This is a genomic window from Arthrobacter sp. NPDC080086, from assembly GCF_040702285.1.
In genome coordinates, this window is the sequence record NZ_JBFBKP010000007.1 from 74,291 (window position 1) to 94,575 (window position 20,285).

Here is a 20,285-nt window from a genome sequence, read left to right on the forward strand (position 1 = left end):
GGGCTAGAGCTTTTCCGGCGCCACGTGCTTCGCCTGCGGCAGCGGGTTGACGTTGCCCTCAAAGTGCGAGCCTGCGGGCATCTCGGAAAGATGGAGCTTGGGCTCGCGATGCCCGTCCGCCGCAGCGTCGTGCTGTTCCATGAACGACATCGCCGTGCGCCGCCGCAGCAACTGCGCATCACGCGATGGCGTTTGCAGATGGGATTGGGATTCCCGCCACAGCTCGGCGGTGAACTTGAGCCCCGCGCGGAGCGCGTGCGTGCTTTCCTGCTTGCCTCTGCGCTGATCGGAGACGCGTTCGACGCCCTTGCGGATGACGTCTTCCAGGAAGGTGATACGCGCGCGGTAGTAGTCCGCATGCATCTGCGCGTCGAGCACGCGCTGTTCGGCCTGATACAGCTCCATGCGCAACTCCCCCAGTGCGCGCTCGGCCTGCTTTTCGGGAGAGGGAGCTTGGTTCAATGCCCAGTTTGCAATCCACCGCAACATGGTAAGGCCCTCCTGTTTGCCCTGCGCGTGCGCCACGGGTTTGCCGCAGACATCACGCGTTGAGCGCGCTTCGATCAGAACCAATCTTTGCTTGCCAAACAGACTAGCAAAAAAACTAGACCGCTTGCGCACGCGTGCCGCAGGCGCTGTTGCGAAAAAGGAGCATGCTCCGTTTGGGTGAGATGCACACCGCCAGAAGTTCTGGTTTGATGACTGTTTGCTCCGTGCGCAAGTGCCTGCCAAGGCAAATCGGACTCGCGCAGGCCGCAACCGATTGCGCGCCGTGCCTACGCGCCAAGCTGGTGCGCGAACGGTTCCAGGCTCGTCACGTTGCAGTCAAAAGTCCGATCCGGCGTGGTATCGATCGACGCTCCTGCACCAAATTCCAGCGGCCGCGCGATGAAGCCGTTCGGAACGCCAGCGCCCAGGTTGCCACCAGAGCGTACTTGTGCGATGCCACCATCATGATTTCGTCGGGTGCTACCCCCAGCGAACGGATGGCGAGCGCATCGACCATTGGGTCGGGCCTGAACGGCTGCGCCAGTTCACCGGTCAGGATGGCGTCGAAGCACAGACCGATGCCGTGGCCTTAGCGGAAGCGGTACGTGAGCGACGCCATGGCGGTAGTCTGCTGGCGGCGCTGCGTGATCGGGCTGTCAGCCGCATCGTCGCGCAGGCGTGCGACGGTGACGGAGCCGTTGGCCGTCCAGCGGTCATCCAGCTTGCACGTGACGATGGCGTTGACGTGGATGTCGCGCAGACCGGCATGCGTGGCGAACACCGGCAGACCCGAGCGCGCGCTTTGTCCATCGTCCACGCCAAAGAACGTGCGCATGTACTGGCCATTCGTCCACGACACACCGGTGCCCAGGCTGAACAGCCAGCGGCCGAGTGGTGCGCTGGCATAGGCATCAGCATTGACGATCAGCCCTTGGCGATTGCCGAGGATGTCCTGTTCCGCATCGGTGGACAGCGTCAGGAACGACACCGTGTATTGCGCGAACGCCTTGGCACGCACCGTGGCGTTGACGTTACCCAGACCATTGAGGCGCGCATCATCGTGTGCGTGGCGCCAGGTCGGGTCGAACTGGAAATTGCCGCCCACCTGCCAGGTGTCGTCATTGGCGAGGTACACACCTGCGAAGTCCATGCCCTTGGAGAAGACGCGGTGCTTGTATTCGATCTCCTGATCAATCCACGGGAACACGAAGCTCGATTTCGCGCCAGGGTACTTCGGTGCCACGTAGATGGATGGGCCGACGGCGATGCTCCAGTCGCTGGTCTCGCTCGCCTCGTTGGCGGCGGCACAAGTGGCCACGATGGACAGCAGGCAGGCAAGCACGAGGCGGGGCAAGGCGCGCGAAACGGACATGGACGTGTGTGGGTGAGGGCCGGGAATGCGGCAAGCACGCCATTCTATGGGAACAGGCCGACGGGGCGCAGTGCGGGAAACCGTGGCTCCTGACGGCGGCCGATGATCGTGACCCGGATGTCGTCGGTATTGCGCAAGCGGTGCCGATTGAAAGGACGAAACGTCTACCGCATCTGCATTGACGCGGTGCGAGGCGGCATAAAAAAACGCCGGGAAACTCCCGGCGTTCTTCATGGCGCGACTGCCTTATTGCTTGGCAGGCTCAGCGGCCTTGGCAGCCGGAGCAGCGTCGGTCTTGGCTTCCGACTTGGCAGCGGCCTTGTGGGCCTTCTTCTGCGCGTGCTTCTTCTCGTGCTTGGCTTCAGCCTTCGGGGCGGAAGCGGCATCGGTGGTCGCCATCGTCGCGGCAGCAGCGGCCGGAGCCGGTGCAGCAGCCGGTGCGGAGGCGGTGCCAGCGGCGAACACGGGGGCTGCGAAAGCACCAGCAACGATCAGAGCGGCCAGGGATTGAGCGACTTTCATGTGAGACTCCTTCATCAGATTCAAGCGGGATATTGGGACTCCAGATACATGGATCTCGTCCCATATTGCGATCCATGCCTCCTAAAACGCCCCACATCGCAAGCGCGTGCACCGCTGTTTGTAAGCGTTCTGCTGACGATGTAAGCGCGCGTAACAATGGGCTGGGTTGAGACAGGTCAAGGTGCCGGCCTACCGCACGCGTATCGTGAGGACGAGATTGGACAACGGCAGGGACCTGAATCAGACTGCTTGGTGATGGGGGGGTCATGCCGATGCGGTGCTCGCGCATGACGCCATCCCGTCTCTTCTCTTCATAAGGACAACACGATGAACAAACTCTTGGCCACCCTTGTGGCCGCACTTTTCAGCGCCGGCGCATTCGCGCAGGCTTCCGCACCGGCCGCATCGGCAGCTCCCGCCGCAGCGCCCGCGCCGGCTGCCTCGGCTCCGGCCGCCGGCGAGAAGGCGCCGCATAGCAAGAAGAAAAAGAGGCACGACCACCGTCCCAAGCTGCAAGACAAGAGCGCATATGGCGTAGGCAACTGACTACCCGCCAGTCCGCCAATTTTTCTGCACACCACGGCGCCGGCTCCTCACAAGGGGCCGGCGTTTTGTTTTTTCCAGGGTGGAAAGAATCACGCTAAAGTCGCTTGACTTAGAGTGCGCTCTAACTTCTAAGCTCCGTTCATGACCACTTTCCTGACCATCGCCCAAGTTGCAGAGGCCACCGGCCTGTCGACGCACACCCTGCGCTATTACGAGCGCATCGGCCTGCTCGACACCGTGCAGCGGCGCGACAACGGCCATCGCGTCTTCCGTGCCGAAGACATGACGTGGCTGGCCTTCCTGCTGCGCCTGCGCGATACCGGCATGCCGATCGCGCAGATGCAGCAGTACGCGGCGCTGCGGCGCGAGGGCGACAGTCTGGAAAGTGTGTTGGCGCGCCAACGCATACTGGAATTGCATGCCGCGGCGCTGGAAGCGGAGCTGCGCGCCCGGGCCGAAACGCTGGCCACGCTGCGCGTGAAGCTCGTCGTCTACGACGGCATCCGGGCGCAGATCGAGGCCGCGGAAAACGCACAAGGCTCCGCTTCCTCATCTCCGAAATCGAAACGCCCGCCAAAACGCCAACCGAACGAGGATGCCCATGACGCTGATCGCACAAGCCGCACCCCAAACCGCAAACCACGCCAACCTGCAAAACGACCCGAATAGTGACCGTTATGCACGGGGGTGGCAAAAGCTGAAGGAGGTCGATGATGTGGCGGGCGAGCGCGTGGTCGAGGCCCTGGCCGACATCTCGCCCGACCTCGGTCGCTACGTCGTCGAATTTGGTTTTGGCGACGTCTACAGTCGCCCGGGGCTGACGCTGCGCGAGCGCGAGATTGCCACCATTGCCGCGCTCACCGCGCTGGGCAATGCGGCGCCGCAACTGAAGGTGCACATTGCAGCGGGGCTCAACGTTGGCCTCTCGCGCAAGGAGATTACGGAGACGATCCTGCAGATGGCGCTATATGCAGGCTTTCCGGCGGCGCTTAACGGCATGTTCGCCGCCAAGGAAGTGTTTGCCGCTCACGACGCTGAGGGCGATGTGCCGGCCGGCGGGTCGATGCGCCGCGACACCAGCAACTGATCGATGCGGTGGTTGTCGATGTCGAGCACTTCAATATGCAACGGCCCGATATCGACGCTTTCGCTCTTCTTGGGAATGCGCTTGAGCGCGTAGATGACCAGTCCGGCGATGGTTTCAACGTGGTGTTCGCCGGGCAGGTCGTCCAGGTCGAAGGCGCGCTTGACGTCGCCCAGCGGCGTGACGCCGTCGATCAGGCATGAACCATCATCGCGGCGCACGATCTGCTCGTCTTCGCCCAGGTACAGGATGTCGCCCATCACCGCGCCAACGAGGTCGTCGAGCGTGACCACGCCCACCACCAGCCCATATTCGTTGACCACGGCACCAAAGCGCTCGTGCATCTCGCGAAACCGCGCGAGCGCCTGGGACAGGTTGAGCGTGTCGGGCAGGATCAGCAGGTTCTTGTCGTAGTACTTGCCGAGGTTGCGGATCACGGCGGAGGACTCTTCTGACAGGATCTGCTGCAGGATGTCCTTCGAGGCGATGAAGCCGAGCACCGAGTCGATGTCGTCGCGGCAGACGAGGTATTCGGCATGCGGTTGCGCGATGATCTTCAGCTTGATGGATTCCAGCGGCTCGTCGACGGTGAAGTAGACCACCTCGTCGCGCACGGTCATGACCGAGGTGACGGTGCGCGATTCCAGCTCGAACACGTTCTCGATCATGGCCAGCTCGTGCTTGCGCAGCACGCCAGCCTCCGCTCCCGCGCCCACCATGGCGGCAATGTCTTCGGTGGTGATCTGGTCGACGCGATGCGTGGGCACGCCAAAGAGCTTCAGGAACATGTCCGCCGCCCCATTGAACAGCCACACCACCGGCCGCAGCACGCGCAGGCAGGTCTGCATCGGGCCGATGACGGCCAAGGCGCTACGCTCGGGGTAGAGCACGGCGAGGCGCTTGGGCAGCAGATCGGCAAACAGGATGAACAACCCCGTCACGATGACGAAGCCGGCGATGTTGCCGATGCGCTCGGCGCGGGCGGCGGGCAGCCAATCGCCCAGCCAGGCAGCCAACGGCCCTGAGATTTGGCTGTCCCCGATGATGCCGGCCAGGATGGCCACGGCATTTACGCCGATCTGCACGACGGTAAAGAAGTTGCCCGGCATGTCCTTGAGTTGCAGCACGCGCAGGGCACGGGTGTCGCCGTCGTCCGCCAACGTTTGAAGGCGCGTGCGGCGCGAGGCCGTCAGCGCGATCTCGGAAGCGGAAAAGAAGGCGCTGATCAGGACGAGCGCGAGAAGGATCAGGGCGGACATGATGGCGGTGCGGTGTGTGCCGTTGCGCTGCGGCAACTGCCGGGCCGCGTGGAAAGTGGCTTCGGACGATCATGGTGCAGCGCCGATCGCTTTGTCAAACCACCGTGTGCGGGAGTGATCTCAAACAATTGTTTAAGCCCTACCGTGGGGGGAGGGAACCGAAAAGTGGTTTGCCGTGTACCCGTGCCATGGGCGATACTTGCGGCTTCGGACAGACTGCCCCGATCGCCTTGCGGGGCCTGCGTTTGCAGGTTGGCGATTGAGAGAAAATGCAGCTGTTCCGGTCTAGCGCAGGTTCATGCGCCCATCTTCAGCGCCGACGCAGAGCGGCCTTATCGTGCACCAAGTTGCACAGCGGAGTGGCAGGTCATGTGGGTTCTCAGCCGTTTACAGCGGCGCACCGGGGGGAAACGGGGGAATATGGCAGGGGCGGTGGGACCGCTTGTGACACGACTGGCGGCGCTTTTTGCAGCGGCCATCGTGTCGATGCCTTGTATGACGCTTGCCCAGCAAGCGCCTGCTACCACCGGCTCCGGTGCGTCTGAAGTTACATCTTTGGTCTCGGCCAGCGCGCCGAATATCGCGTGGTACTACGGCGACAAACCGCCCGTGGGCCAGTTGCGCGCGTTTGATGCCGTGGTGGTGGAACCTGACCATGATTTCAATCCCGCGCAATTCAAGACGCCCAGCACGCAGTGGCTCGCCTATGTGAGCGTAGGCGAGGTCACGCCCGAGCGCCGCTGGTACAAGGAACTGCCCAAGGCCTGGCTCTCCGGCAGCAATGACGCATGGGCTTCACGCGTGGTGGACCAAGCGCAGCCCGAGTGGCCGACGTTCTATGTCGACCACGTCATCAAGCCGCTGTGGGATCGTGGCTACCGGGGGTTCTTCCTCGATACGCTCGATTCGTACCAGCTCATCGCCAAGAATGACGCGACGCGCGCAGCGCAGGAAGCGGGCATGGTGCGCGTGATCCGGGCGATCAAGGCGCGCTACCCGGACGCCAAGCTCGTCTTCAACCGCGGCTTCGAGATCCTGCCGCAGGTGCATGATCTGGCGTACGCCGTGGCGTTTGAATCGCTGTATCGCGGCTGGGACCAGGGCGCGAAGCAATATAGGGTGGTGAGCGATGCTGACCGCGACTGGCTGATGGGCCAGGCGCGCAAGATCCGCGATGAATACCACCTGCCCGTGATCGCCATCGACTATTGCCCGCCGGCCGACCGCGCCTGCGCGCGCGACACGGCCAAGCGAATCAAGGCGCAGGGCTTGATTCCGTACGTGACCGACCCGGCGCTGTCGACCATTGGCGTAGGCCGCATCGAGGTGCTGCCGCGCAAGGTGCTGATCCTGCAGGAGCGCGACCTGCGCTACGCCATCGAGACCAGCGAGGGCGTGCGCTTCGTGGCCATGCCGCTGAACTTTCTCGGCTACGACGTGGAATACGCCGATATCAACAAGCCGCTGCCTGCCGACGTGCCGCCCGATCGCTATGCCGGCGTGGTGGTCTGGGTCAATTCGGGTTCGGTCAGCCACGTGGCGGCGCTCACATCGTGGGTGAAGCAGCGCATGCACGATGGCGTGCGCATTGCCTTCATGAACCAATTCGGGCTGCCGGCGGATGCCAGCATGGCCAACCTGCTCAAGCTCAAGTTTGTGCAAGGGCGTGTTACGGCGCCGCTGGAAGTCGTCTCGCAAGACAAGATCATGGGTTTCGAGATGGCCCCTCGGCCAGATCGCTATGAAGTCCAGCCGGTCCAGGTCGGCGCGAATGGGCAATCGCTGCTGCGCTTGAAGTCGGGCAACTTCCAGTTCGATGCCGCCGCCATCACCGATTGGGGCGGCTACGTGCTGAATCCGTATGCGGTGTTTGCGATGGACAAGATCGACCAGGCGCGCTGGGTGGTGCAGCCGATGGAGTTTCTGCGCCGCGCGCTGGCACTGCCCGACATGCCCACTCCCGACTTGACCAGCGAGAATGGCCGCCGCCTGATGCTCGTGCATGTGGATGGCGATGGCTTTGCCTCGCGCGCTGAATTCCCCGGCGCCGAATATCCGGGCGAGGTGCTGCAGCAAGAGGTGTGGGAGAAGTACCGCATTCCGACCACGCTTTCCGTGATTGAAGGGGAGGTGGGGGCTGCAGGGCTGTATCCGAAACTCTCGCCGCGGCTCGAGGGCATTGCCCGCAAGATGTTTGCACTGCCATACGTCGAGATGGGCACGCATACCTACTCGCACCCGTTCGACTGGAGCCGCACGGTGCAGAGTCCGACAGGCCCGGGCAAGGACGCAGGCGGCGGGGACACGGCTTTCACACTGACCATTCCCGGCTACAAGTTCAATCTTGACCGTGAGATCGCCGGCTCCATCCACTACATCAACGAGCGGCTGGCGCCGCCCGGCAAGCGCGTGAAGATCCTGCAATGGTCGGGTGACTGCCAGCCGCCTGAGCTGGCCGTCCGCATGGCATGGCAAGCCGGCGTGGTCAACATCAACGGTGGCGATACCACCATCACGCGCAGCTCGCCGTCGTGGACGAGCATCGCTTCCATTGGCATCGACAAGGGCCCCGGGGCTTACCAGGTGTTTGCGCCCAATCAGAACGAAAACGTCTATACCAATGACTGGACGGGGCCGTACTACGGTTTCGAGCGCCTGATCGAAACGCTGCAGATGACCGATACGCCGTACCGTTTCAAGCCCATCAATATCTACTACCACATGTATTCCGGCACCAAGCTTGCGGCGCTCAAGGCCTTGAAGAAGGTCTACGACTACGCGCTGTCGCAGCCGGTGATGCCGATCTATTCCACCGAATACGTGGCCAAGGTGCTGGATTTCCGCGACATGGCTGTCGCTCGCGATGTCGACGATCCCAACGCGTGGGTGGTGCGCGGCAACGGCGATCTGCGCGAACTGCGCTGGATGGCGTCCGGCACGCCGCGCCTGGCCGATGCGCAAGGCGTGGTCGGCTACGGGAAAACGAGCGCGGCGGCCGGCGGCATCTACATTCACCTGGACGACGGCGCGGCCCGCTTTGGCATCACGCCCGCGCCAGAGGCAGCCAAGCCGGCCTACATTGCCGAAGCTGCGGCGTTTGTGCGTAGCTTTGCGCGTAGCGGCAATGGCATGTCGTTCGAGGCAGGCGGGTATTACAAGCCGTTCGTGCGCCTGGCCAATGCGGGGGCCTGCCGCGTGCAGGTCAACGGCAGCCCGGCGCGAACCGCCCGCGCCCAAGACAACAGCGTGCGCGTCGACCTGAACGGGGCCGCCGCCCAAACCGTGACCTACCAACGTATCGATGTGGTCTGCTGACCTGACCCCGCGCGAACGGCTGCTGTCGCCCTGGTTGATCGGCACGCTTGGCGCGCTGGTCGGGCTGGCGCTCGCCCTGATGTTTCCGCGTGAGCGTCTGGAAGCGCGCCTGCTGGAAGGCGGCAAGGTCGATGCGCTTTCGGTGGCGTATCTGGAAGCGTGGCTGCGCGTGCGCCCGAATGACGGCGAATTCCTGAGCGTGCTGGCGGCCCAGTACGTGCGTACCGGCCGGTTGGAAGAAGCGGAAGCCATGGTCGCCCGCATGCGCGCGTTGCACGACGCAGTGCTGGAGCGGGAGGCGCTGCTGCTCGACATCGCCATCCGCGAACAGCGCGCCTACGCGCTGCAGCCAAAAGACCCGAAACGCGCGGCACTGCTGGATGACCTGCGCGGCCTGCTCAAACAGGCGCTCGGGTTCAAATGGACGGCGGCCGAACTGGAAATTCTGGCCAACAAGGCACGCGGGCTGGATCTGGGTGCGATTGCCGTGCAGTTCTACCAACGCCTGGCCAAGCAGGACGTCGCCCACGCTGCCCACTGGCAGGCACGCACGGCGGAAATTGCACTGGGCGTGGGCGAATACCGTGCCGCGGCAGCGGCCAACTTTGCCGCGCAGGCGGCTGCGACATCGCTCGACGAGCAGCGTCGCTACTTCATTGCCGGGCTACAGGCGCTGCAGGGCGGCAACCTGTTCGACGAGGCCATGACCGAGGCCCAGCGCCGTGTCGGCCCGCTGATCGACGACACCGAAACGCTGCGTTTTCTCACGCGTCTGGCCATGGCGTGCAACCGGCCCGACCTAGCGGACCAGTACGCGCGCCGCCTGTTGCATCTGACGTGGCGTCAGGCAGGCGATGGCGTCGCCCTGGCTAGCGGCACGGTCCGCCATGATTGGGCGTTTGCCGGCCGGCCGGAGCCGCTGCCGTCCCCCGCCGACACGATGTTCATGGACGGCCCCGAAGGGCTCGCCCGCCGCCAGCGCTACGCTGCGCGCATCCGCCACGTGGCTGACAAGGGCGGCGAGGCCGGTGGCGCGCAGCCCAGCACGCGCGGCATTGCGCCGTTCAATGCGGATGACTACGACCTCGCGTATCGCGTGTTCATGGGCAGCGGCAACTTGAACGACGCCCTGCGCGTGGCCGAGGCCGCCGTGCGCCAACGCCCCGACCTGAAGATCTGGACCGAGCGGGCCGCCCAGGTGGCCGAATGGAACCATCAGCCGATGGCGGCGCTGAACTATTGGCTGGCGTACGCGCAGTCCACCGGCGACGACGCGGCCTGGCAGAACGTGCTGCGCCTGGCGCCCGCCCTGAACGAAGACCACGCCTATCTGGCCGCCCTGCGTTACCAGGCCAGCCGCCAGCCCGGCGACATGAAGCTGCTCGATCAGGTCATCGCGGCGTATGAGCGGCTGGGCGAGCCGGTGGAAGGGCTTGCCTATCTGAACAGCATTGCGCGCGGGCCGCACCGCCAGCCGATCCTTGAGCGCTACGCCATCCTGGCCGAACGCGCCGGCAAGGACGACCAGGCCTACGACACCTATGTGCGCCTGCAACAGGAATTCGGCCCCAACCCGCGCTATGCGCTCAAGCTGGCCAACATGCTGTACGTGCGCGGCCAGTTCGAACAGGCGCTGACCGCCATGCAGGTTGCCAGCAAGGTCGCCTCGCCGACCGACGATCTGTACTGGCGTACCTTCGCGCAGCTGGCACGGCTGAATCAGCGGGATGACCTGTCGCGCGAGGCGTATCGGCAGTTGCTGATCGGCGGCAACGCCGAACCCGACGACCTGGCGTCGATGATCGAGTTCTACGATGCCAGCCCGATCGATGCCGGGCGCCTGGCTGAGCTGGCCTTCCGCAAGGACGGCGCGATGGTCCACCTGCAGCAGGCGCTCTCTTACTACACGCGTGCGCGCGCGTTCCGCCGTATCGAAGGGCTGCTCGCTTCGCTCACGCCCGAGCAGCGCCGTGCGGCGGAGCAATCCCCAGGCGTGCTGGGTGCCCGCGCCGAGTACTACCGCCAGAGCGGCCAATGGGCTGCCGCCATGCGCGACCTGCGCCGCGCCGTTTCGCTGCCCGATGCCGGCAGCGAGGTAAAGGCCGCCTACCTGTGGGGCTTGCTCGACTCCGGCAAGAACGACGACCTCAAACGCGCCCTGGCGCTGTGGCGCGGCGAGGCCGAGAACGACTCCGCCTACTGGGGCGCCTATGCCGCGGCAGGCCTGCAGTTGTTCGATGCCAATCTCGCGTTGCGCTTCCTCGGCCGTCAGGGCAAGTCGATGCAGAACGACCCGCTGTGGCTGCTCGCCTATGCCGACGCACGCGACATGGCCGGCCAGGCCGATGCTGCCTGGCGCCTGCGCCGCGAAGCCTGGTGGCTGCTCTGGCGCGCCGACGGTCAGAACGCAAAGGGCGAGAAAGGCCAGAAGAACGCTCCCGACAACCGCCGCGTAGGTACCCGCGTGACGATTGGCGATGACGATGCCGTGCCAACGGACGATGATGCTCGCGCCGAATTGCGCGCCCGGCGCGTGTCGCTGGCGCAGACCTTTGGATCGGGGGATCTCGCCCAGCGCCTGCTGATCGAGCTGTTGCGCGACGATCGACGCGCCACGAAGCAGGCGCGCGAAGGCGGCCGGGCTTCCGTGGCGGCCTCGGAACTGGGCGACCTCGACGTCCTGCCGCCCGAGCCGCCAGAGACCCCGGCCGACAAGCGCAAGCAAGCACGCGTGAGCGACCAGCTCGTTTCCGCCGTCGCCAAGGAGGCCGCGCTCGGCTGGGCCCTGTCGCGCGAAGCAAACGACCTTGCGCGCGCATGGCTGCTGCAGCAATACACACGGCGCATGACACGCCCCGCCTACGCCGAAATCTCCATCGCCCTGGCCGAGCGTGATCTGCAAACGCTCAACCGCCTGCTGGACGACACCGCAGACCGCCTCCCGCTCTACAACCGCATCGACGCCAACGTGGTGACGGACCGGCTGGGCGAGGCGCAACGCCTGTCGTTCGAGGGCCTGACCACCGCGCCCGATGACGAGCAGCTTCATGAGCGTGTGCAAGAGACGCTGTTGACCAATGCGCAGGCGCTGGAACCGCGCGAAACGTGGTTCAAGCAGGCGCCGCTCACGTACTTCGAGAGCAGCGCCGCCGCCGGCATCCGCCTGACTGACCACACCAGCATGCTGGTGCGCGCGACGCAGCGTAACCAACGCTCGACCGACGACACGCAACTCACCGGCGTGCCCGCGCAAGACCGCAGTGTCGATTGGATTTCGCAATACCAGACGCAGAACACGCAATGGAAGGGCACGGTCGGCTGGCGCGAGGGGCTGGCGTCGTTCACGGCCTTCCGGCTCGACGGCCTGCTGGGTCAAACGGGACCACTGGCGACCGAAGTCTCAGTCGGCCGCAACCAGCCTGCCAATGAAACACCGCAACTGCGCGTGGGCGGGATGAAAGATCTGGTGTCGATTGGCGGCAACTGGCGCCTGACGCAGCGCCAGTACATCCGCGCTCGGGTAGAGGGTGATCGTTTCTACGGGCAGGACCGCTCGTTCCTGGGCAGCGGTATGGTGTTTGATGGCGAGATCGGCCACCGCTTCCGCGTGGAGTATCCGGACTACACGATCCGCCTGGTGGGCACTTACGCGCGCTACAACGCGTCGGGCAGCCCGAGCGCCTTGCTTGGCCGCCTGGTGCCGGGCGACGCGGCGCCGAACATCAACCAGTTCATGCCCGGCTCGTTTGCGCAGTTCGGGGTGCTGTTCGGGTTTGGTATGGATTATCTGGATCGCTATACGCGGGCGTGGCGTCCGTTCATGGACGTCGGCCTGCTGCACGACAATCGCGAAGGGATGGGCACGCAGGTTCAGTTGGGTGTGGCTGGCAGCGTGTTCGGCAACGACCATCTGGCACTGTATCTTGAGCACGCCTCCATCACGCGCGCTGGCACGTCGCCGATGACCGAAATCGGCCTGCGCTACCGCTGGCTGTACTGACATACCCGCCGCAGGGCAAGAGCAGGCCAGGAGCAGGACAAGAACACCGCACGGGGTAAGGACACGATATGAAGCACACAACGAAAGAAGCTACGGAGAACACGATGGCACCCTCGCTCAACACGATGAAGGCTGGTCGGCGACGCTGGCTGGCGGCTGCCGCCGGTGTCGGCATGGCGCTGGCCCTGTCTGCCTGTGCGGTGGTCGACAGCGGCCGCGCGCCGGCCACCAGCGCATCGGATGCGTGGGTGGTGCTGCCCATCGTCAACTACACCGAAACGCCGCAGGCTGGCCTGCGCGCGGAGGCCATCGCGTCGAGCATCCTCAAGGCGCGCGGTTTTACCAACCTCAAGCAATATCCGGCCAGCCTGAACGGCGAATCGCTGTTCGAGCCAGCCGAGCGTGAAGCCGTGGCCCGCGCACTCGACTGGGCGCGCGGCGAGAAAGCGCGCTACGCCCTGACCGGCGCAGTGGAGGAATGGCGCTACAAGGTCGGCGTGGATGGCGAACCCGCCGTCGGCATCACGCTGCAGGTGATCGACGTGCAGAGCGGCAACGTGATCTGGAGCGCTGCCGGCAGCCGCACGGGCTGGAGCCGCGATGCTGTGTCGGCAGTGGCGCAGAAACTGCTGCGCCAGTTGCTCTCGCCGCTGGGTCGGGATTGATGAAGGCCGACGCTGCACAGCCAGAGCGCTCGGCGGCGGCCGAGCCGCGCGGCCAGGATCGACGCACTGAGCGCCGGCGCAACGCGCAAGGGATTGGCGCGTCGACCTGGTATGGGCGTTTGCTGGCGCCGGCCCTATCGGCAGGTCAGAGCCCGACGGCCGTGCTGGAAACGCTGGGCGCGACGGTGATGGCCATCGGCATTCTCTGGCTGTTTTCGCCTGCCAATCCATTGCTGCTGGGCTATGGGTTTCCGTGGGTTTGGCTGGTGCCGCTCATTCTGGCGTTGCGCTATGGCACGCTGCTGGGCGCATTGGCCGCGCTGGTGGTGCTGGCCGCGTGGTGGTTGTTCTACGGCCAGGCTGCAGGGGGATTCCCTCGCATGTACTTCCTTGGCGGTCTGATGTTTGTGCTGGTGGGCGGGCAGTTTGGCGACATCTGGGGTGCGCGGCTCTCACGCGCGCGCACCGTCAATGGCTATCTGAACGACCGGCTGGCGGCACTGACCAAAAACCACTTTCTGCTGCGTCTGTCGCACGAGCGCCTGGAAAACGACCTGCTGGCCAAGCCGACCACGCTGCGCGACACGCTCACCCAGCTGCGCAACATTGCGCTGGCCGCGCGCGAGCATGGGTCGGGTGACAACCAGCCCGACGTGGCGCAACTGCCGGGCGCCGTGCAGTTCCTGCAATGGACTGCGCAGGCCTGCCAACTGGAAGTGGCCGCCATGGTGCGCGTAACGGGTAACCGCGTCGACACTGAATCGGTGGCCCATGTGGGCGCGCCGTTCGAGATCGTTGCCGATGACCCGTTGATCCGCCATTGCATCGATACCCACACGCTGGGCCACCCGCAAGCGCCGGAGTTGCGCCATGAAGATGGCTCGCGCTATGTGGCGTGCGCGCCGGTGCTGTCGGGGGCGGATGAGCTGATCGGCATCCTGGTCGTGCAGCAGATGCCGTTCCTCTCGCTGTCGTACGAGAACCTGCAGTTCCTGCTGGTGCTGCTCGGCTACTACGCCGATGGCGTGCGTCACCTCACGGTCAGCTCCGAGATTCTCGACCTCGTGCCCGATGCGCCGTACGAATTCGCGCTCGACCTCGGCCGCCTGGCGCGTTTGCACCGCGATACGGGCATCGATTCATCGGTGGTGGCGCTCATCTTTAATCAAGACGAAGCCAGCGATGCGCTGTTCGAGAGCGTGGTGCGCAGCCGTCGCGCGCTGGACGTGGTCTGGCAGGCGCGTGGCAAGGCACGCCGCGCCATCGTCACGTTGATGCCGCTGTCGGGTGCGGGTGCCGTGTCGGCCTACCTCGTGCGCATTGAAGACAGCTTGCGCGCGCAGTTCGGTGTGGATTTCGAGCAGGCGCACATCAGCATGCAGACGCTGCACGTGACCGGTGAGCACCCGGGCGAGGCGCTGGTGCGCTTCCTGGCGCGCTGCCATCTGGACGGCTGACGGCGGAGGAACACGGGACCATGTTCAAGCTCACGCTCGGCGGTATCTCGGCGCAGATTGCGGCGGTGGTGATGGTGCTGCATGCCGGCAACAGCTTGGCGCTGCTGCTGTCGTGCCTGCTGCTGCAGGGCACCGCCGCCGCGCTGATCGGCTTGGCCGCGTGGCGCCTGCTGCCGCGCCGCTACCGCGTGCCGTTTGTCTGGACGTATGGCTACCTGGTCGCTCTGTGCTTCTTCGTGCCGGTTGCAGGTGGTGTGCTGGTGCTGGGCGGTCTGCTGTTGTCGAAGCTGTTCCCCAAGCCCGAAGACGACAAGGACATCGCCGATGTGGGTTTGCCAGTGTTCGTGGCGCATTTGATTTCGCGCGTGACGCATGGTGGCGGCGCACGACTGCGTGCGCAGCTCAGCAATGAGCGTGCGCCAGTGCAAAGCCGCATGACCGCGCTGGTGGCCATGCAATCCATGCCCACGCGCACGGCCAGCCCCGTGCTGCGCGACCTGTTGGCTGATCCAGTGGACGACATCCGCCTGCTGGCCTACGGCATGCTCGACAACGCTGAGAAGGTGTTGATGCAGAAGATCCTGGCCGAACTGCCGCGCCTGGAGGAAGCCGTTACGCACGAGGCCCGCTACGACATCAACAAGCGCCTGGCCGACCTGTACTGGGAGTTGATCTATCAGAACCTCGTGCAGGGCGACGTGTACCGCTATACCGCCGAACAGGTCGAGCGCTACGCCAGTGCCGCGCTGGACATCCAACCCGACAACGCTGCGCTGTGGTACATGCGCGGCCGGCTGGCGCTGTCACGCCGTGAGCCCGACGTGGCCGAGGCGCACCTGCGCGAGGCGGAGCGATTCGGCTTTCCGCGTGACCGCCTGCTGCCACCATTGGCCGAAGCCTGCTTCCTGCGCCAGGACTATGCCGGCGCACGTGCGGCGCTGGCGCAGTTTTCCAGCCGATCGCCGCTGCCGCTGCTGCGTCCGCTGCTGCGCTACTGGACATCCTAAGTGTCATGAGCGACCACTTTCCACGCGCTGAATCTGCGGACGTCGCGCTGCTGCTCGAAGGGACGTTCCCTTACGTGAGCGGCGGGGTATCGAGCTGGGTCAACCAGATGATCCGGGCGTTTCCGGATATCCGCTTTGCCATCGTCTTCATCGGCAGCCGCCGTGAGGATTACGGCAAGCCTGTCTACGCCCTCCCCGACAACGTGGTGCACTTGGAGTGCCACTACCTGTACGACTTTCCGCCGCCCCCGCTGGTGCAGGCCAGCGGTGGGGATGCCGCCGCCTTCGAGCGTTCGCGCAAGCTGCACGATGCACTGCGCAACCCGGCCCACAAGGAAGACACCGCCGACCTCATCCGCGCGTCGATTGCCGACCTACGCGACGGTGGGCCGCTGGCCGAGGAACAGTTCCTCTACAGCCACCGCGCGTGGGACATGATGACGGACTACTACCGGCGCTACTGCACCGACCCGTCGTTCACGGACTACTTCTGGACCGTGCGCATCATGCACAAGCCGCTGTGGCAGCTCGTGCGCATTGCTGAAAACCTGATCCCGGTGAAGGTGTTTCACACCATCTCGACCGGCTACGCGGGCTTTCTGGGCGCGCTGCTGCGCTACAAGCGCGGGCGGCCACTGCTGGTGTCGGAGCACGGCATTTACACCAAGGAACGCAAGATCGACTTGTTCCAGAGCCAGTGGATCCGCGACAACCGCAGCATCTTCGAGAAGGACATCGCGCAGATCAGCTACTTCCGCGACCTGTGGGTGCGCTTTTTTGAAACCATCGGCCGCGTCTGCTATGACGCCGCCGAAGACATCATCGCGCTGTACGAGGGCAACCGGCGGCGTCAGGTGATCGACGGCGCGCCGGAGGAGAAGACCCGCAATATCCCCAACGGCATCAACCTGCCGCGTCTGGCTGCACTGCGCGACAAGCGCCCGGCCAGCGTGCCGCGCGTGATGTGCCTGATCGGCCGCGTCGTGCCGATCAAGGATGTGAAGACCTTCATCCGCGCCATGCTGACCATCACGCGCGAGATGCCCGACGCCGAAGGCTGGATCGCCGGCCCCGAAGACGAAGACCCGGAATACGCGCAGGAGTGCCATAGCCTGGCCGAAAGCCTAGGCCTGGGTGATCGGATCAAGTTCCTCGGTTTCCAGAAGATCGACGACATCCTCCCGAAGGTGGGCGTGCTGGTGCTGAGCTCCATCAGCGAGGCGCTGCCGCTGGTGGTGCTGGAAGGGTTCGCGGCAGGTGTGCCGTCGGTCACCACCGATGTGGGTTCGTGCCGGCAACTCCTGTTCGGCCTGGACGGCGACGACGCCGCGTTGGGCGCAGCCGGCGCCGTGGTCCGCATTGCCGACCCGGCCGCGCTGGCGGCTGAAGTGCTCACGCTGCTGCGCGACGAAACGCGCTGGCACGAAGCCCAAGCCGCCGGCATCGCCCGCGTGGAGCGCTACTACACGCAGGAGATGATGGTCGGCAGCTACCGCGAGCTGTACACGCGTTTGCAGAACATGCCTGACCTCAGTACCGAGCACGGCGCCAAGGCTGCCGCTGCAGCCTGCCCGCACCATGCGCAGCAGAATCAGCCCAGTCCACCCAGTCCGCAACAGGGAGCCCGCTGATGGCCGGCATTGGTTTTGAACTGCGCAAGATGCTCAAGCGCGACAGCCTGCTCGGGCTGCTGCGTGCCTATACCTACGCCGGCATCATCAGCTCGGGGCCGTGGATTCTGTCCATCGTCGGGATTCTGCTGATCGGTATCCTGAGCCTGCCGTTCGTGATTCCGGGTTCGCTCATCACGCAGTTCCAGGTGTCTGTCACCTACCTGATTGCGATCAGTCTGATCCTGACGGGGCCGCTGCAACTCGCTTTCACCCGCTTCACGTCTGATCGTCTGTTTGAGAAGCGCGATGATCTTGTCCTGCCGAACTACCACGCAGTGTCGTTTGTGATGACGCTGATTGCAGGCGGGCTGGGGCTGGTGATTGTGCTGTTTGCCTTTCCACAGCAATCGGCCATCTACCGGGTGCTGATGCTGGCGGGCTTCGTGGTCATGGCCAACATCTGGATCGCGGTGATCTTTCTGTCGGGCATGAAGCAATACAAGGCCATCGTCTGGCTGTTTCTGATCGGCTACACGCTCACGGTGCTGCTGGCGCTGCTGTTCAATCGCGTGGGGCTGGAAGGGCTGTTGCTGGGCTTCGTGCTGGGGCAGTTGTGCCTGCTGATCGGCATGGCGGGGCTCATCTACCGCAACTTCAGCGGGCGGCGTTTCCTCTCGTTCGAGGTGTTCGACAAGCGGTTTGCCTATCCGTCGCTCATGATGATCGGGCTGCTGTACAACCTCGGCATCTGGCTCGACAAGTTCATGTTCTGGTATGCGCCGGGCACAGGGCAGCAAGTGATTGGCCCGCTGAACGCGTCAGTCATCTATGACATCCCCGTGTTCTTGGCCTACCTCGGCATCATCCCGGGCATGGCCGTGTTCCTCGTGCGCATCGAGACCGACTTCGTTGAGTACTACGACGCTTTCTACGATGCTGTGCGGGGTGGGGCATCGCTGGAGCACATCGAAGACATGCGCAATACGATGGTGCAGACCATCCGCGCGGGCCTGTACGAGATCGTGAAGATTCAGGCCATGGCAGCGCTTGTGCTCTTTGCCGTCGGCGCTTCGGTGCTGCGGGTGTTGCAGATTTCGGAGCTCTATCTGCCGCTACTGTATGTGGACACCATTGCTGCGAGCTTGCAGGTGGTGTTCCTTGGCGTCGTGAACATCTTCTTCTACCTCGACCGGCGGCGCGTGGTGCTGGCGCTCACCGCGGCGTTTGTTGTGCTGAACGGTGTGCTGACGTGGATCACCCTGCAGCTTGGGCCGGCTTGGTATGGGTATGGGTTTGCCGTGTCTCTACTGCTCGTTGTGATGGCGAGCCTGGTGATTCTGGATCGGAAATTGGATCGGTTGGAGTACGAGACGTTTATGTTGCAGTAGCGGTTGTTGCTGGGATTGATTTTTTGCTTGTGGTGCATCCCCGGTATCGTCCCCTGCCGGGGCCGACTCACTTTTCTTTGTCTTGCCAAAGAAAAGTAAGCAAAAGAAAGGCGCGCCCGAGATGGCGAAAGACTCCTTGAATTTCCGTAACCGGGCGGAGATGGGGAAAACTCGCTTCGCTCAAACAGTTCCCCATCTTTTTTCCGCCCGCTTACAAAAATTCAAGGCGCCATCAAGGGCAGAACGTCAAAAGACAAAGGCCAACCCATCGCGAGGTTGGCCTTGTCGTTTGGGCTAGCGCCCAGAGGGTTTGGCCTTTGACTTTCCTGCCCTATGCGGCGCCTTGAATTTCTGTTGCAAGGAGGAAAAAGGAAGGGAAACTGTCTGAGCGCAGCGAGTTTTTCCCTTCCCCTCCTTGCGACAGAAATTCAAGGAGGTTGTCGCCGCATCGGGCGCGCCTTTCTTTGCTTACTTTCTTTGGCAAGACAAAGAAAGTGAGTCGCCCCCGGCAGGGGGTGAAACAGGGGATGGCCCACCAAGGCCAAACAAACAAGCAAACAACAACCCATAGCCCCACAACATCCCCCCCTACCAACTCCGCATTTGCGCAACAGCGCTCCTCATCCGTAAGCTGCCCACAACTCAGACCCACCTCGCAGCTTATTCATGCAAATCGCAGTAGTCGGCGCCGGCATCATCGGCATCAGCACGGCCCATGCGCTGGCTCAGGAAGGCCACCAGGTCACCTTGGTTGAACGCCATCCGGGCCCGGGTGAGGGCACCAGCTACGCCAACGGCGGTCAGTTGAGCTACAGCTATGTGGCGCCGCTGGCCGGCCCCGGCGTGCTCTCGCATGTGCCGGGCTGGCTGCTGCGCCGAGATTCGCCGCTGCGGCTCAAGCCCTCGCTGGACCCGGCGCTGCTGCGTTGGGGGCTGCGCTTTATCGCAGCATGCAACCGTGAACGCGCCGACCGCACCACGCGCGAGCTGCTCGCCCTGTCGTTCTACAGCCGCATGCGCATGGAAGCGCTGCGCGAGGCATTGCCGGATCTGGCGTTCAGCTTTGCCCGCCGCGGCAAGCTGGTCGTGCATCGCGATGCGGCGGCGCTCGAATCCGCTCGCGCGCAGGTGGGTTATCAAGCCACGCTCGGCTGCGAACAACATGCGCTGTCGGCGGACGAAACCATCGCCCATGAGCCCGCGCTGGCCGGCGTGCGCGACCAGATTGTCGGCGCCATCTACACGCCAGACGAAGACGTGGCCGATTGCCACCAGCTCTGCATCGGCCTGTTCGACCGGCTGCGTGAGATGTCGAACGTGACGCTGCGCTTCAACACGGGTGTCGATGCGCTGTGGACGCAGGGACGTCGTGTGCGCGGCCTCAAACTGACCGACGGCGAGCAGCTTGCCGCCGACGCGGTGGTGATGGCGGCGGGTGTGACGAGTGCAAAACTGCTCAGCCCGCTCGGCATTGATGCCGGCCTGTATCCGCTCAAGGGTTACAGCATCAGCCTGCCGCTGGGCGAGGGTGACACTGCACCGGTGATCAGCGTGACGGATGCGGCGCG

General features: G+C 64.3%; 16 protein-coding genes. 11 read left to right on the forward strand and 5 right to left on the reverse strand.

What is annotated here, in order from left to right:
* Positions 1-3 precede the first annotated feature (3 nt).
* From AB0305_RS04840 to AB0305_RS04855, 4 genes are all read right to left on the reverse strand, one after another.
* Positions 4-573, reverse strand: a complete 570-nt coding sequence (locus tag AB0305_RS04840) for a hypothetical protein (protein WP_366171911.1) — start codon at positions 571-573, stop codon at positions 4-6.
* Positions 574-814: 241 nt separating this feature from the next.
* Complete coding sequence (locus tag AB0305_RS04845) at positions 815-1,006, reverse strand: hypothetical protein (RefSeq protein ID WP_366171913.1); 192 nt, start codon at positions 1,004-1,006, stop codon at positions 815-817.
* Between the two features lie 72 nt (positions 1,007-1,078).
* Positions 1,079-1,861 (reverse strand): MipA/OmpV family protein, encoded by a 783-nt coding sequence (locus tag AB0305_RS04850; RefSeq protein WP_366171915.1) that lies wholly within the window; start codon positions 1,859-1,861, stop codon positions 1,079-1,081.
* 246 nt (positions 1,862-2,107) lie between these two features.
* The gene (locus AB0305_RS04855) at positions 2,108-2,383 is read right to left on the reverse strand and encodes a hypothetical protein (protein ID WP_366171917.1); all 276 of its coding nucleotides are present in this window, start codon (positions 2,381-2,383) and stop codon (positions 2,108-2,110) included.
* 327 nt (positions 2,384-2,710) lie between these two features.
* Here AB0305_RS04855 and AB0305_RS04860 point away from each other — a divergent pair, with 327 nt between their 5' ends.
* The 3 genes from AB0305_RS04860 (at position 2,711) to AB0305_RS04870 (ending at position 4,016) form a co-directional block, all read left to right on the forward strand.
* Positions 2,711-2,929, forward strand: a complete 219-nt coding sequence (locus AB0305_RS04860) for a hypothetical protein (protein WP_366171919.1) — start codon at positions 2,711-2,713, stop codon at positions 2,927-2,929.
* Between the two features lie 141 nt (positions 2,930-3,070).
* A complete protein-coding gene (locus tag AB0305_RS04865; protein ID WP_366171921.1) occupies positions 3,071-3,598 on the forward strand; it encodes a MerR family transcriptional regulator in 528 nt (175 codons plus the stop codon).
* Positions 3,531-4,016 carry a carboxymuconolactone decarboxylase family protein gene (locus tag AB0305_RS04870; protein ID WP_366171923.1) on the forward strand — a complete coding sequence of 162 codons (486 nt, stop codon included), beginning with the start codon at positions 3,531-3,533 and terminating at the stop codon, positions 4,014-4,016. The genes AB0305_RS04865 and AB0305_RS04870 overlap by 68 nt, the downstream gene beginning before the upstream one ends.
* Here AB0305_RS04870 and AB0305_RS04875 read toward each other — a convergent pair.
* Positions 3,956-5,272 carry a hemolysin family protein gene (locus tag AB0305_RS04875; protein ID WP_366171925.1) on the reverse strand — a complete coding sequence of 439 codons (1,317 nt, stop codon included), beginning with the start codon at positions 5,270-5,272 and terminating at the stop codon, positions 3,956-3,958. The genes AB0305_RS04870 and AB0305_RS04875 overlap by 61 nt on opposite strands.
* Before the next feature lie 495 nt (positions 5,273-5,767).
* Between AB0305_RS04875 and AB0305_RS04880 the strand changes: the two genes are divergently transcribed.
* From AB0305_RS04880 to AB0305_RS04915, 8 genes are all read left to right on the forward strand, one after another.
* Positions 5,768-8,587, forward strand: coding sequence for a bifunctional glycoside hydrolase 114/ polysaccharide deacetylase family protein (locus tag AB0305_RS04880; RefSeq protein ID WP_366171927.1), 2,820 nt, complete (start codon positions 5,768-5,770; stop codon positions 8,585-8,587).
* Positions 8,574-12,587, forward strand: a complete 4,014-nt coding sequence (locus AB0305_RS04885) for a tetratricopeptide repeat protein (protein ID WP_366171929.1) — start codon at positions 8,574-8,576, stop codon at positions 12,585-12,587. The genes AB0305_RS04880 and AB0305_RS04885 overlap by 14 nt, the downstream gene beginning before the upstream one ends.
* Before the next feature lie 68 nt (positions 12,588-12,655).
* Entirely contained in the window at positions 12,656-13,252 is a 597-nt protein-coding gene (locus AB0305_RS04890; RefSeq protein ID WP_366171931.1) for a hypothetical protein, read from the forward strand.
* Positions 13,252-14,709 carry a PelD GGDEF domain-containing protein gene (locus AB0305_RS04895; protein WP_366171933.1) on the forward strand — a complete coding sequence of 486 codons (1,458 nt, stop codon included), beginning with the start codon at positions 13,252-13,254 and terminating at the stop codon, positions 14,707-14,709. The genes AB0305_RS04890 and AB0305_RS04895 overlap by 1 nt, the downstream gene beginning before the upstream one ends.
* A gap of 20 nt (positions 14,710-14,729) precedes the next feature.
* On the forward strand, positions 14,730-15,716 hold the full coding sequence (locus tag AB0305_RS04900; RefSeq protein ID WP_366171935.1) for a hypothetical protein: 987 nt from the start codon (positions 14,730-14,732) through the stop codon (positions 15,714-15,716).
* A 5-nt stretch (positions 15,717-15,721) separates the two neighbouring features.
* Complete coding sequence (gene pelF, locus AB0305_RS04905; protein ID WP_366171937.1) at positions 15,722-17,347, forward strand: GT4 family glycosyltransferase PelF; 1,626 nt, start codon at positions 15,722-15,724, stop codon at positions 17,345-17,347.
* A complete protein-coding gene (gene pelG / locus AB0305_RS04910) occupies positions 17,347-18,717 on the forward strand; it encodes an exopolysaccharide Pel transporter PelG (protein WP_366171939.1) in 1,371 nt (456 codons plus the stop codon). The genes pelF and pelG overlap by 1 nt, the downstream gene beginning before the upstream one ends.
* Before the next feature lie 666 nt (positions 18,718-19,383).
* Positions 19,384-20,285 (forward strand): FAD-dependent oxidoreductase (locus AB0305_RS04915; protein WP_366171941.1); only part of this gene is annotated, 902 nt, incomplete at its 3' end.